This window comes from Limnoglobus sp. (assembly GCF_059499385.1).
The window spans coordinates 30031-42648 of the sequence record NZ_JCABYM010000106.1 but is presented as its reverse complement, the minus strand read 5'-3'; the positions used below and the strand labels follow the sequence as shown (position 1 = coordinate 42648).

Annotated in this window: 9 protein-coding genes and 1 pseudogene; 1 reads left to right on the top strand and 9 read right to left on the bottom strand. The window is 68.7% G+C overall.

The features are described from left to right. Nucleotides 1-2: 2 nt before the first annotated feature. Both AC5JJ2_RS18200 and AC5JJ2_RS18195 read right to left on the bottom strand, forming a co-directional pair. Nucleotides 3-848: an RluA family pseudouridine synthase gene (locus AC5JJ2_RS18200; RefSeq protein ID WP_495859443.1), complete on the bottom strand. Its 846-nt coding sequence runs from the start codon at nt 846-848 to the stop codon at nt 3-5. Further along, nucleotides 841-2637: an ABC-F family ATP-binding cassette domain-containing protein gene (locus tag AC5JJ2_RS18195; RefSeq protein WP_495859442.1), complete on the bottom strand. Its 1797-nt coding sequence runs from the start codon at nt 2635-2637 to the stop codon at nt 841-843. Before AC5JJ2_RS18195 ends, AC5JJ2_RS18200 begins: the two co-directional genes overlap by 8 nt. A 158-nt stretch (nt 2638-2795) precedes the next feature. On the opposite strand from AC5JJ2_RS18195, the gene AC5JJ2_RS18190 reads away from it, so the two are divergent. After that, nucleotides 2796-3038, top strand: a complete 243-nt coding sequence (locus tag AC5JJ2_RS18190; RefSeq protein WP_495859441.1) for a hypothetical protein — start codon at nt 2796-2798, stop codon at nt 3036-3038. Between the two features lie 113 nt (nt 3039-3151). Here AC5JJ2_RS18190 and AC5JJ2_RS18185 read toward each other — a convergent pair whose 3' ends face one another. The 7 genes and pseudogenes from AC5JJ2_RS18185 to AC5JJ2_RS18155 all read right to left on the bottom strand — a co-directional run bounded on the left by AC5JJ2_RS18185 (nt 3152) and on the right by AC5JJ2_RS18155 (nt 12426). Further along, entirely contained in the window at nt 3152-4207 is a 1056-nt protein-coding gene (locus tag AC5JJ2_RS18185) for a serine/threonine-protein kinase (RefSeq protein WP_495859664.1), read from the bottom strand. Then, nucleotides 4184-4741, bottom strand: a pseudogene (locus AC5JJ2_RS18180) (GAF domain-containing protein); the annotation flags it as partial. The gene AC5JJ2_RS18185 and the pseudogene AC5JJ2_RS18180, both read right to left, overlap by 24 nt. Nucleotides 4742-4903: 162 nt before the next feature. Further along, nucleotides 4904-5380: a hypothetical protein gene (locus AC5JJ2_RS18175; RefSeq protein ID WP_495859440.1), complete on the bottom strand. Its 477-nt coding sequence runs from the start codon at nt 5378-5380 to the stop codon at nt 4904-4906. Between the two features lie 253 nt (nt 5381-5633). Further along, nucleotides 5634-7016 (bottom strand): DUF1501 domain-containing protein, encoded by a 1383-nt coding sequence (locus AC5JJ2_RS18170; protein WP_495859439.1) that lies wholly within the window; start codon nt 7014-7016, stop codon nt 5634-5636. Between the two features lie 52 nt (nt 7017-7068). Continuing rightward, the gene (locus tag AC5JJ2_RS18165; RefSeq protein ID WP_495859438.1) at nt 7069-8778 is read right to left on the bottom strand and encodes a DUF1559 domain-containing protein; all 1710 of its coding nucleotides are present in this window, start codon (nt 8776-8778) and stop codon (nt 7069-7071) included. Between the two features lie 148 nt (nt 8779-8926). Beyond that, complete coding sequence (locus AC5JJ2_RS18160) at nt 8927-10645, bottom strand: DUF1559 family PulG-like putative transporter (protein WP_495859437.1); 1719 nt, start codon at nt 10643-10645, stop codon at nt 8927-8929. Between the two features lie 74 nt (nt 10646-10719). Beyond that, on the bottom strand, nt 10720-12426 hold the full coding sequence (locus AC5JJ2_RS18155; RefSeq protein WP_495859436.1) for a DUF1559 family PulG-like putative transporter: 1707 nt from the start codon (nt 12424-12426) through the stop codon (nt 10720-10722). Nucleotides 12427-12618 lie beyond the last annotated feature (192 nt).

The window sequence follows — 12618 nt, the reverse complement described above, 5'->3', positions numbered from 1 at the left end:
CGTCACGAAATGAGTCGTTGGAGGACGGCCGGGAGCGGCGAACCGAGTTCGATCCGCTCCCGCGTCGTTGGATGGGGGAACGCCAGCCGCGCGGCGTGCAGGCCGAGCCGACGTGCCGGATCGGTCTTCGCCCCGTAGTCGGCGTCGCCGACGACCGGGCAGCCGAGGCCGGCGAGGTGGACGCGGATCTGATGCTTCCGGCCCGTCTCGATCACCAATTCCACGAGCGAACGGCCGCCGCGTTGCGACAGCACGTGATACCGGCTCACGGCCCGCTGCCCGCCGTCGCACGGGAACGACTTCGCACGAACGCGCAGGTTCGTGCCTTCGATCAAGTAGTTCTCGACCCGTCCCGATGCGTGTGGCGGCGTCCCTTCGACGACGGCGAGGTACGTCTTCTCGACCTGTTCCCACCCCCTTTGAAGCACGTCGCGGACGGCGGCCGACTTCGCGAACAGCAGCAGCCCGGACGTGCCGCGGTCGAGCCGGTGGACGACGAACGGCCGCGCCGGGAGCTGCGCCGCCAGCCGCGCGAACGCGGTGTCGTCCTTCTCCGAATCGGTCGCGACCGTGAGCAACCCCGACGGCTTGTCGATGGCGACGATCGCGTCGTCGTCGTGAACGATCACCAAGTCGGAAGGGGGCTTCTCGCGTGCGAGCGTGACGCGATCCGTCGGCGTCAAGGCGTGGTCGTGCCGCGTGACCGAAATGCCGTTGACGTGAACACGGCCGGACCGGAGCAGGTCCTTCACCCGCGTGCGGTTCATCGGGGCCAGCGCCGCCAACAGCCACGGCAGGAGCGGCGACGGCTCCCGCACCGGCGGCAGCGGGTGGCCCGCGTCACGCATGGCGCTTCGCCTCCAGTTCCTGCCACCGGGCGTACAGCCCCTCGACGTGCTTCTGCGCGTCCTCCAGCGCCCGGCACGCCTCGTTGAAGACGACGTGCCCGGCCGTCGCCGCCGCTTCCACCGCCGCCTGCTTCCCGGCCAGCGCCTCCTCCGCCGCGAGGACGGCCGCCTCCATCTCGTCGAGTTCCTTCTGCTCCTTGTAGCTCAACTTCTTCACCTTCGGGGCCGCGGCCTTCGCCGGGGCCGCCTTCGGTTCCGGCTTCGCAACTGTCGATTGCTCGTAGGCCGCGAGCCACTGCTGCACGCTCCCGAACGGCGCGGCGCGGCCGTTGCCATCGAGGCCGATCACCTCCGTGCAAAGGCGGTCCATCAGCTCGCGGTCGTGGCTGACGAGCACGATCGCGCCGGGGAAGTCGGCCAGGCTTTCCTCCAGCACTTCCAGCGCGGGGATGTCCAGGTCGTTCGTCGGCTCGTCGAGAAGTAGGAGGTCGGCCGGGCGGAGCATGAGCTGCGCGACCCGCACGCGGGCCTGCTCGCCGCCGGAGAGGGCGCTCAGTTGCACGTCGAGTTGCTCCGCCTCGAACAGGAACCGCCGCGCCCACGACGCGACGTGGATCGGCTCGCCGCGGAAGACGACGGTGTCGTTGTTCGGCGACAGCGCCCGCCGGAGCGTCACGCCGAGGTCGAGCGACGACCGGCCCTGCTCGAACACCTCGACCCGCAGGCTGTCGGCCGGCGTGACCGTGCCGCGGTCCGGCGGGAGTTGCCCGCCGAGCACCTTCAACAGCGTGCTCTTGCCGGACCCGTTCGCGCCGAGCAGGCCGAGCCTCATGCCGGGCGACAGGATCAGATCGACGCCGGAGAACAGTTCGCGGCCGCCGAGCGCCTTCGCCACGCCGGTCGCGGTGAGCAGCTTCCGCGTCTGGCGGCCGGTCCCGGCGAAGTCGATGGCCGCGGCGTTGCTCGCGGCCGTGCGGTAGTTCAACTCGGCCAGTTCCGCCCGCCGCTCGTGGGCCGCCTCGATGCGGGAACTCGCCTTCCGCGTCCGCGCGGCCGCCTTCCGGCCGAGCCACTCCGTCTCGCGGCGGACCTGGTTCGCCACCGCGTCCCGCTGCCGCAGTTGCGTCTCGACGAACTCGGCCCGCTTGTCCGCGAAGTCGTCGTACCCGCCGGGGGCGCGGAAGAAACCCGCCGGGTAGACGCGGTCGATTTCCAGAACCTCCTCCGCCACGGCCCGGAGGAACGCCCGGTCGTGGGTGGCGACGAGGTAGCCGAAGTTCGCCCCGCGGAGGAACTTCTCCAGCCAGACGATGCCGGGCACGTCCAGGTGGTTCGTCGGCTCGTCCATCAGCAGGAAGTCGGGTTCCTTCGCCAACTCGCGGGCGAACGAGAGCCGCTTCCGCCACCCGCCGGAGAGCGTGTCGGCGCGAACGTCGCGGTCCTCGAACCCCACCTGCGTCAGGACGATGGCCGCGCGGGTTTCCCGCTCGTGGTCTTCGAGCGACGAACCTCCCAGCGCGTGGAGGACCACCTCCCGCGCGGTCCGCCCTTCGGGGAATTGGTCGTCCTGCGCGAGATACCCGACCGTCGCCCCGCGGCGGGTGGCGCAGCTGCCGGCGTCCGGGACTTCAAGCCCGGCGAGCAGCTTCAACAGCGTGGACTTGCCCGCCCCGTTCGGGCCGATGAGGCCGACCTTCTCGCCGGCCCGCAGGTCGAACGACAGGTCGGCGAACAGCGGCCGGTGGGAGTAACTCTTTGCCAGCCCTTGCGCCGAAACCAGCACACTCATGCACAACCCGCCGAATCGGAAAAAAGCAAAAACTCATTCTATCCGGCAAGGTCGCGAGAACCCGACCTTCGGCACGCCCCTTGCACCATTTCCGCCATCGGGAGCCGGGCCGACAATCCCGGCGGTTGTCCACCGAGTTCTTCCCAGGAAGAAGCCCCATGACGCAGGTTACGATTTACCGCTGTCCAGAAATTCCGGCCGTCCTGCGGTACACCGACGAACTGGTTGCAACCTTGACGGGGCAGGACGTGGCGGTCGTGGTGGAAGACGGAAACCGTGGCCAGTTTTGCGTGGTTCTGGACGGCGAGCCGATCTTCACGCAGCAGGGCGACATATTGCCCGCGGTGGAGGAGATCGGCGAGGCCGTCAGCGAGGCCGGGATGATCGGGCTGGCGATTTGATCGATTCGAGGCGTCGGTTAAAGCAGCCGACCCCTATGAAAACGCCCATCCTTCGGGGTGGGCGTTTCCCATTTCTGCCGGGTAGAAGTTACGCGGTTGCAGTTTCTTCCCGGTCACCGGAGGCCGGACAGCCAAAACTCCTCGTCGTCGTCCGCCGAGAAGGTTCCCGTCGGCAGCGGGACGAACCGGTCGCCCTCGGACCCGTCGTCCGGGTCGTCCGGGTCGCTGAGGTCTGCGGCCAGGTCCGCCAGCACGGCGGCAAACTCGGCGGCCGTCGGGCGGCGGAGGGGGTCCCACAAGAGCGACTGCCGGAGGACCGACTCCAACTCCGGCGGCACGTCCGTCCGGAAGTGGCGGAACTCGCGGGGGAGCAGCGCCGTCGTCGTCCCGGCGGCGATTTCCAGTTGCTGCTGCCGCGTCCACGGGGAGACGCCGGCGAGCATCTCGTACAGCATCGCCCCGAGGCTGAACACGTCCGACCGGCCGTCGTCCGACCCGCCGGTGACGATCTCCGGGGCGACGAACGCCGGCGTGCCCACGTAAGAGCCGGTGCGGGTGAGCCGGCTCACGGCCGTGCCGTCCGCGTCGCCGAAGAACTTCGCGATGCCGAAGTCCACGACCTTCACCACCTCCCGGCCGGCCGCGTTGTGCAAGAACACGTTGTCCGGCTTCACGTCCCGGTGGAGGATGCCCTTCGCGTGCGCCTCGGCGAGCACCGCGGCCACGACCCCGGCGACGCGGACGGCCCGCCGCACCTTCAGCGGCCCGCGGGCGGCGATGTCCTGGGCTAGCGACCGGCCCTGGAGCAGTTCCATCACCAGGTACGCCACGCCGTCGTCCGAAAGGCCGGAGTCCAGGACGCGGACGACGTTCGGGTGCGCCAGCCGGATCGCGGTCGCCCCTTCCCGGAGGAACCGCTGGAGTTCGCGGCCGGAGTCGTTCCCCGAGGCCGGGCGGAACACCTTCACCGCAACGGGATGGTCGAGGACGAGGTGTTGGCCGCGGAACACGACGCCGAACCCGCCGCTCCCGAGTTGCTCGTCCAGCCGGTACTTGCCGTCGAGGACGGACCCGACGAGCGTTTTCGAGAACGCCGCGAACACCCGGTCGGCCTGGTGCTGGGCGGCTTCCAGGTCCGCGTTCGTCTGCCGCAACCGGACGTTGAGCATTTCGAGGTCCGACGTTCGCGCCCGGACGCGGTCTTCCAGGTCGGCGAGGAGCCGGACGTTTTCGACCGCCACGGCGGTCGCGTCGGCGAGGGCTTGCAGTAGCCGCACCTCCTCGGCCGTCGCGGCGTGCGGCGTCGCCCAGTAGTTGCCGATCGCCCCGATCGGGTCGAGCGTGCGGATCGGGACCATGACCAGGCTCTTCACGAACGTCTCGCGGTAGGCGTCGTGCGGGATGCGGTCGTCCGCGTAGATGTCGGGGATGACGGCCGGTTGCTGGTTGAGCATGGCCCACCCACTGACGCACGCCCCGAGGGGGAACTTCTTCCCCTTCCAGAGCGGGCCGACGGCGTCCTCGTCCACGTAATGGCACTGCTTGCCGTCGCGGAGGACGAACGTGGCCCCGTCGGCCCCGGTGAGCCGCCGGGCGGCCGTGCGGACGACCTCTTGGACGGCCGCCATGTCGCGGGCCATCGAGAGCAGCTGCACGGCTTCGACGAGGAGGTGAACGCCTTGCGGGGCTGTAAACGTGCTCATCCTGTGGTCCAGACGAGGGGGATAGTCTAATGCTCGATTTGATTCAGAAACCATTGGACAAGCGCGTGGCGTCGCTTACTGAATGCTACCTTAAGAATCGAAGAACGGGGTGAAAATGTGCCACCGGACGGGGGAGTTTTCTGACCGCGAACGCGCGAATGTCTACTTTTTCGACAGCAGGAACCACCCGAGCGGCCGGCCGGTCGCGCGGTCCCAGGCGCGGCCGAGCCAGACGCCCGGGGCGACCTCCCGCAGCTCGTCCCGGTAGCGGCCGAAGAGCGGGGTTCCCGGTGGGTATTCCATCACGAACGCGGCCCCACCGTCGGCCCAACTCTCCGCCAGGAACCCGCGGGACGGCAGGGCGGTGAACCCGAGGAAGCGATTCGTGAACGTGCCGTCGCAGTCGAACTCCTTGCCCCGCCACAGCAGGCTCTGCGTGAGGCCGCGGAATCGAGGCAGCTTGGCGTCGTCCACCCACAGGACGCGGCCACGGAGCTTGCCGACCGGATGCGTCGCCGTGCCGAGCGAGAACTGGACGCACAGCTCGTGCGGCGACATGCGGAGGAACGGCTTCGCCGGGTCGGCGGCCCGGACGGGTTGCGCGAGGAGTAGGCCGGCGAGGAGGATCGGGAACCGCATGGCGTGTCTCGGGGTGCGGGGCCATGCTACTTCGGCATTCCACGAGCGGACGGGCGAGCGGAGATGACAGGAGGCAGACGGGGTTCGGGCCGTTGATGCGGCACAACCTGCGTGATCGGCCCGGACGCCCCGACTTCCGAAGTCCGGCTTCGACTTCGGAAGTCGATCCCGCGGGGGCCTTTCCTCTCCGTCCGTGGAGATGTTGGTCCTACTCGACTTCCGAAGTCGAAGCCGGACTTCGGAAGTCACGGCCTCACGCCAGGACGCCCTTGACCAACTCGCCGTGAACGTCGGTCAGCCGCATGTCGCGGCCGCCGAACCGGAACGTCAGCTTCGTGTGGTCGAAGCCCAACAGGTGCAGTATCGTCGCATGCAGGTCGTGGACCTGCACCTTGTCCTCGATCGCGTGGTAGCCGTACTCGTCGGTCGCGCCGTGGGCGATGCCGCCCTTCGTGCCGCCGCCGGCCAGCCAGACGCTGAACCCGAACGGGTTGTGGTCGCGGCCGTCGGCCCCCTGCGCGAACGGCGTGCGGCCGAACTCCCCGCCCCACAGCACAAGCGTCCGGTCGAGCAGGCCCCGCCGCTTCAGGTCCGTCAGCAGCGCCGCGATCGGCTTGTCCACGGCGCGGGCGTTGTCCTCGTGCCCCTTCTTCAAGTTCGAGTGCTGGTCCCACCGGTCGTGGCCGAGGTTCTGGCAGAGCAACTCCACGAACCGCACGCCGCGTTCCACCATCCGGCGGGCGATCAGGCACTGGCTGCCGAACACCTGCGTCTTCGGGTCGTCGAGGCCGTAGAGGGCGTGCGTCTCCTTCGTCTCGTTCGACAGGTCGTACAGGTCCGGCACGGCCGTCTGCATCCGCGCCGCGAGTTCGTAGTTCGCGATGGCCGACTCGACCTGGTCGTTGCCGCCGAGCCGCGCGTTCGCCTCCGCATCCAACTTGCGGATGAGGTCGAGCTTCGCCTTCTGAGAGCCGGCGGGCGTGAGGTCGGCGACCGGGGCCTTCCCGTGCTTGAACAGCGACCCCTGGTAGGACGCGGGGAGGAACCCGCTGCCGAAGCAGTCGATGCCGCCGGGCGGGATCATGCCGCTGCCGAGGACGACGAAGCCGGGCAGCTCCTTCGACTCGCTGCCGAGGCCGTAAGTCGCCCACGCCCCGGCGGACGGCCGCCCCTGCTGGCCGTGGCCGCTGTGGAAGAAGTAGTTCGCCGTCGTGTGCTCGGAGAAGTTCGACACCATCGACCGGATGACGGCGAGGTCGTCGGCGCACGTCGCGACGTGCGGGAACAGGTCGCTGACCCAGAGGCCGGACTTCCCGCGCTGGGCCGTCTTCCACGGGCTGCCGAGGGTGTTGCCGTCGTTGTTGAACTGCGTCCGCTCCTTCTTCATCTTGAACGGCTGGCCGTTCTCCTTCGTGAGCCGCGGCTTCGGGTCGAACGTGTCCATCGCGGACGGGCCGCCGTCCATGAACAGGAAGATGACGCGGTCCGCCTTCGCCGCGAAGTGCGGCTTCTTGGCGTTGGCGCTCGCGTGGTCGGCGAGGAACCCGGCGAGGGCCGTCGCGCCGAACCCGTTGGCGGACCGCGCGAGCCACTCGCGGCGGGAAAGGGGTTGATGCGTCCGTCGGCAGGGGTACATGCAAAGTCTCGAAAGAAAGCCCGCGGACGAACGTCCGCGGGCCGTGGGAGGGTCAGTCGATGTTCGCCACCTCGCCGCCGTCGATCGTAATCATCGCCTTCAGCACCATCTTGTCGATCGTGTCGCGGACGAACCGAACGCTCCCGTCGCCCATCAGCACGTTGAACCCGCCGGCCGAATGCCCGCCGAGTTTCGGCAGGTCCTTCTTCGGATCGTACACGAGGTCCGCCGGCTTGGTCCACTCGACGGCGTCCGCCGCCTCGACGACCATCAGCGAGTTCGACGTGCCGTCGGTGATGTTCGCGAACGTCGTCCGGGCGGCCGGGTCGTCGATGAAGAACGCCCGCGGGGCCGTCCCCTTCGCGCAGGTGAACCCCTGGTAGAACGTCTTCCCGGCTTCCATCGCCTTCGCGTTCGGAACCTTGAACACCTCCGGCATCTGCGCGAGCAACTTCTTGTTGTTGTCGCTGTCCCACGGCTCGTCGAGCTTGAACTGCCGGTACAACGCCTCCTGTTCGATGTAGGGGAGTAGGTGGACCCGCCACGACAGCAACGGCTTGCCGTTCTTGTCGTAAATGTTCGTGGCCATCTTACCGTTCACGTCGTGGTAGTTGTGCATCGCCAGGCCGAGCTGCTTGAGGTTGTTCTGCCCCTTCGCGCGGCCGGCCGCCTCCCGGACCTTCTGCACGGCCGGGAGCATCAGGCCGAGCGCGACCGGGTAAATCCCGGCGAACTGGTTGAACTCCTTCGGCACGGTGACGCTCACCATCAAGTCGTTGCCGTCCCGCTTGATCGGCAGGTTGTCGAGTATCTGGTTCGCCTGGTTGATCGCCCCCAGCCCGGCGAGCGACCCGAAGATGTCCGGCAACTCCTTCAGCGGCCGCGGCCCCTCGTCCTGCTTCGCGTACAGCGTCTGCTCGAACTGTTGCTTCGGCTGCGTCATCAGCACCTTCGCGATCTTCACCGCGTCCTTCAGCGCCTCCTCGGCCTCGGCGACCATCTTCTCCCCGGCGTAGTTCGCGCGGATCGCCAACACCGGCGAGGCGTCCTTCAGGTCCATCGTCATGGTGATGCGGTCGGCCTTCAGCAGCGGGCGGATGTTGTCCGGGACTTGCTCGAACGCCTGCGGCGGGATCGGCAGCGCCCGGACGTTCACGGCCGCGACCACGGCCGTCCCCTTCGCCGCCGCCTCGACGGCCGGCGTGATGCCGCCGCGGAGGACGGGCGGCCGGGCGAGGAACCCCTCGACCATTTGCGCCGGGCCGATCACGAGGTGCTTGTCGTCCGCGAAGTGCAGCCCGACCTCGGTTTCCTTGTCCGCGTACAGCGTCTTGCCGTTCGCCTTCGCGGTGATCGCGTTCGGGATGTACAGCTTCACCAGCTTCGCCCGATCGACCGGCTCGGTGAACCGGATCACGCCCACGACCGTCGGCGGCTCGCGGTCGTCCTTCGGGGGGAGCAGGATGACGGTGGCCCGGTCGATGGTGGCCGGCGACGGGTAGACCTGCTTCTCGAACGCGGTGAGGGCCTTGACGCCGGCACTCTGGACGGTGTCGCGGAGCGTCCGCATCATGTCGTGCTTCCAGATGTCGGCCACGCGGAGGTGGACGAACCCGGCCGCGTCGCCGGGGACGAGCGCGAGGTCGGCCGGCAGGTCGCCGTCGGCGGCCCGGACGGGCTGCGGGGTCGGGGCGAGCAGCACGGCCGCGGCGAGGGCCGCGAGCGGCACGGCCGCGAGGAACTTGCGAACGAGCGAGCGCATGGTCGGACTCCGCGGGGAGAGGTGCGAGTTCAGTTTAGCGAATCGGTCAGAGCCTTATATAGCCGCCGGCTTGCCGGCGGGGTTTGGGGCGTCGCAAAACCCCGCCGGCAAGCCGGCGGCTATATAGTTGGGTTGCCGTGATTCGCGGTCAATCCTCGACGACGTTGACGACGTTCCCGTCGGCCCGCTCGATGAGCCGCCGCATCGTCTCGGCCCGGTCGCGGAGCTTCGCCAGGTTCAGCGTCCGCACGCTCCCGTCGCCGAACAGGGCCGCGAGCCGGTCGTCCGTGTCCTTCGCGAAGTCGGCCGGGAACTCCTTCTTCGGGTCGTACTCGAAGTCGTCCGGCTTCGCCCACGGGACCTGCTCGCCGCCGGCCATCACCATGACCGTGTTCGACAGCCCGTCGGTGACCTGCGCGAACTTCGTGGTTTGCACCCAGTCGAACATCGCCCCGTTGCCGACCAGGGCCTTGTACGTCGTGTGCCCCGGCTTGATGTCGACGCGGGGGTCCGTGTACGTCTTGATGTTCACGTCGCTGAACTTCTTGTTGTGCTCGCTGTCCCACGGCTCGTCCTGCTTGAACTGGCGAAAGACATTCTCCTGCTCGATGTACGGCAAGATCGCGACCCGCCACGACAGGAGCTTCTTCCCCTTCTTGCCGAGCGTCGCGGCGGCCGGGAAATGGCCGTGGGCGCTCTCGTAGTTGTGCAGGGCGAGGCCGATCTGCCTCAAGTTGTTGAGGGCCACGGCGTTCTCGGACGCCTCGCGGACCTTCTGCACGGCCGGCATGAACACCCCGGCCGCGACCGCCCCGCCGGCGACGAACTGCGCCGTCCACGGCGGCAGCGTCACCGACGCGGTCAGGTCTGCCCCCTCGACCTCGACCGGCGGGTTCGCGAGGACGTCGTCCACCACGTTCAGCCCGCCGAGGGCGGCGACCATCATCGCGGCTTCCGGGAACGCGCCGATGGGCCGCAGCGGCTTCGCGTCCTTCCGCGGCTTCAACCGCTCGGCCAGTTCCGCGGAAATCTGTTGCCGGTTCTGATTCAGGAACACGCGGCCGAGGTCGGCCAGCTTGCGGAACGCCTTCTCGCCGGTCTTGGCACTCTCGGCGTTCGGGAACGCCAGCCGGACGTTCACGACCGGGGCCTTCGTCACGTCGATCGACGCGGTCACAGTTTCCACGTCCGCGAGCGGCTTGTACTCGTCCGGGATGTTCGCGAGAACCTCGGCCGGGATCGGTAGCGCCTTCACGTTCAGCCCGGCGACGACCGGCTTGCCGCCCGCGGCCAGCCGGAGGCTCGCGGACAGCGGGCCGGCCTTCTTGTCGTGGGAAAGCACGGCGGTCACGCCGGCCTCGTCGCCGAGGACGAGGGTGCGGTCGTCCGCGATGCCGAGGGCAACCTCGGACCGCTCGGCGATGAGCACGTCCTTGCCGCCGACGGTCTTCGCCTTCGCCTTCTCGGCGTGGGCCTGCTTCACCTGCTCCTTGTCGAACGGCGTCGTGAAGTGCAGGATCAGCGTCGGGTTGAACGGGTCGAACGGCGCGCCACGGCCTTGCTTCGCCTTGCCTGGCGGGAGCAGCACGAACGTGACGCGGTCCGTGGTGGACGGCTTCGGGGCGAAGTGCTGGTCGAGCAGTCCGACGGTCTTCTGCCCGGCTTGCTCGAAGACGCTTCGCCACGGCTTCAGTTCCGGGTGTTGCCACAACTCGGCGGCGCGGACGTGCGCGAACCCGACGGCGTCCGGCGGGACGAGCGCGAGGTCCGCGGGCAGCGGCCGGGTGTCGGCGCTGGCGTCCCGCGACGGAAGGGCGGCGATTATCCCGCCGACGGCGGCGAGTGCGACGAGCAACAGGCGGGTCATGCGAGTCCCTCGGTTCGAGAAATGGGAACCGCCGCCGGGGCGGCCCGGCGGCGTCGGCGCGAGTTCAAACGATCTCAGTCGTCCACGTTGGCGACCTCGCCGCCCGCCTTCGTGATGAGGGCGTGCAGCGACGCGGCCTTCGCCTTCTTGCTCACCGTCCGCACAGAGCCGTCGCCGAACGCGATGTTCGTCACGTCGTTCACCCACAGGAAGAAGTCGTGGGCCTCCTTCTTCGGGTCGTACTCGATGTCGTCCGGCTTCGTCCACGGCACGGCCGTCTTGCCCATCACGACCATGAACGTGTTCGACGTGCCGTCCGCGATGGACTGCAGCTTGTGCCCCTGCACGAGGTCGAACATCGCCCCGTTGCCGCGGAACACCTGCACGTGCGTCGTCTTGTCGGTCGGCTTCGTCACCCCCTCGACGGCGAACACGCGGGGCATCGCCGTCGTGTCGAGCAGCTTCTTGTTGTGGTCGCTGTCCCACGGCTCGTCGAGCTTGAACTGCCGGTACAGCGCGTCCTGCTCGACGAACGGGAGGACGGCGACCCGCCAGGAGAGGAGCGGCTTCCCCTTCTTCCCGATGATCGCGGCCGCGGGCAGGCCGTTGTACACCTCGTGGTAGTTGTGCATCGCCAGGCCGATCTGCTTGAGGTTGTTGACCGTCGAGGCGCGGGCGGCGGCCTGCCCGGTGCGGGTAAAGAAGCCGAAGATCGGCGTCACGTCGAAGTCGGCCTTCGCCTTCAGCGTCGCCGTCGCGGTCGTCTCGTCGCTCGTCAGTTTCGCCGTCCGCACGACCTCCTGGGCGGCCTTCACCGTGTCCACGAGCTTCGCGTTCCCCTCGTCCTTGTTCTTGGTCAACTCGCCGACCGCGGCCGCCAGGAGCGTCTGGAACAGCACCTTCGCCACGCCCATCGACTTCTCGGCCTCCAGCGCCTTCGGCCGGCCGGCGCACTTCACGTGGACGTTGACGACAAGGTCGGCGGCGAGTTCGGCCGTGCCGATGATCGCGTCGGAGTGGATGAGCGGCTTGAACGGCTCGGCCTGCGGCGGCAGGTTCTCCTGGCGGATCTCGTCCGGTAGGTTCGCGAAGTTCAACCCGAGGGCGGCCGTCTTGCCGGCCCGCGCGGCGGCGAGGGCGTCGGCGATCGGCCCGGCCTTGTCCCCGGCGAACGGCTTCGCGAGGTCGTTCCCTTGTGGCCCGAGGATGACGATGCGGTCCGGGTTGTCGAACAGGAACAGCGTCTTCGGCGATTCCTTCTCGTCCTTCTTCGCTTCCTTCTCGCCCTTCGGCGGGGCCGGCCGCACCGGCCCGCGCTCGACGATGGAGTAGACGCCCTCGCGTTCCTTCTTGAACCGGTCGCTCTTGAAGTCCCGCGGAATCTTGTCGAGTTCCGCCAGGGCGTTCAGCCCGCCCGCGACCTGTTTGGCGTTGTACGGCTTCGACAGCGTGAACGCGAGGCAGACCCGCGACTGGTCGCCCGGCCCCTTGAGCTTCGGCATGAACACGGTGAACGACGCGACCGACTCCGGCTGGATGCCGATCGCCGTGGCGAGGTCGTTCAGCTGGCTGAACAGTTCGCTCGGGTTCGCCTTCCGGGCGTCGGCGAGTTGCTTGCTCTTCCAGACCGTCGGCACATCGACGTGGAAGAACAGGGCCGCGTCGGTCGGGACCCAGGTCAGGACTTCCTCGACGGCCTTACCCGGCGGGGCGGCGGGGGCGGGGGCGGCGAGGCCGACGAGGACGGCCGCCGCGACCGCGAGGCGGAGCGGGGAGAACATGACGAAACCCTCGGAGGGACGTGAACGGATTATGCCCGGACCGCGCGGGCGGGGCAATCGGGTCACCCGAAAGACGCCGCGGGCCGGCGGCGATTTCAGAAATGTCCGCCGGGGGCCGTGCCGCCCGGGGGCGGCCGGCGGTCTCACTAGAATTCTCCCGCGGCGGTGTCGATTGCCCGCCGGGCCGTTCGA

Excerpts from the sequence above, each read along its gene's own strand:
- AC5JJ2_RS18200 (WP_495859443.1), bottom strand. The coding sequence starts at position 848 with ATGCGTGACGCGGGCCACCCGCTGCCGCCGGTGCGGGAGCCGTCGCCG.
- AC5JJ2_RS18195 (WP_495859442.1), bottom strand. The coding sequence starts at position 2,637 with ATGAGTGTGCTGGTTTCGGCGCAAGGGCTGGCAAAGAGTTACTCCCAC.
- AC5JJ2_RS18190 (WP_495859441.1), top strand. The coding sequence starts at position 2,796 with ATGACGCAGGTTACGATTTACCGCTGTCCAGAAATTCCGGCCGTCCTG.
- AC5JJ2_RS18185 (WP_495859664.1), bottom strand. The coding sequence starts at position 4,207 with ATGCTCAACGTCCGGTTGCGGCAGACGAACGCGGACCTGGAAGCCGCC.
- AC5JJ2_RS18175 (WP_495859440.1), bottom strand. The coding sequence starts at position 5,380 with ATGCGGTTCCCGATCCTCCTCGCCGGCCTACTCCTCGCGCAACCCGTC.
- AC5JJ2_RS18170 (WP_495859439.1), bottom strand. The coding sequence starts at position 7,016 with ATGTACCCCTGCCGACGGACGCATCAACCCCTTTCCCGCCGCGAGTGG.
- AC5JJ2_RS18165 (WP_495859438.1), bottom strand. The coding sequence starts at position 8,778 with ATGCGCTCGCTCGTTCGCAAGTTCCTCGCGGCCGTGCCGCTCGCGGCC.
- AC5JJ2_RS18160 (WP_495859437.1), bottom strand. The coding sequence starts at position 10,645 with ATGACCCGCCTGTTGCTCGTCGCACTCGCCGCCGTCGGCGGGATAATC.
- AC5JJ2_RS18155 (WP_495859436.1), bottom strand. The coding sequence starts at position 12,426 with ATGTTCTCCCCGCTCCGCCTCGCGGTCGCGGCGGCCGTCCTCGTCGGC.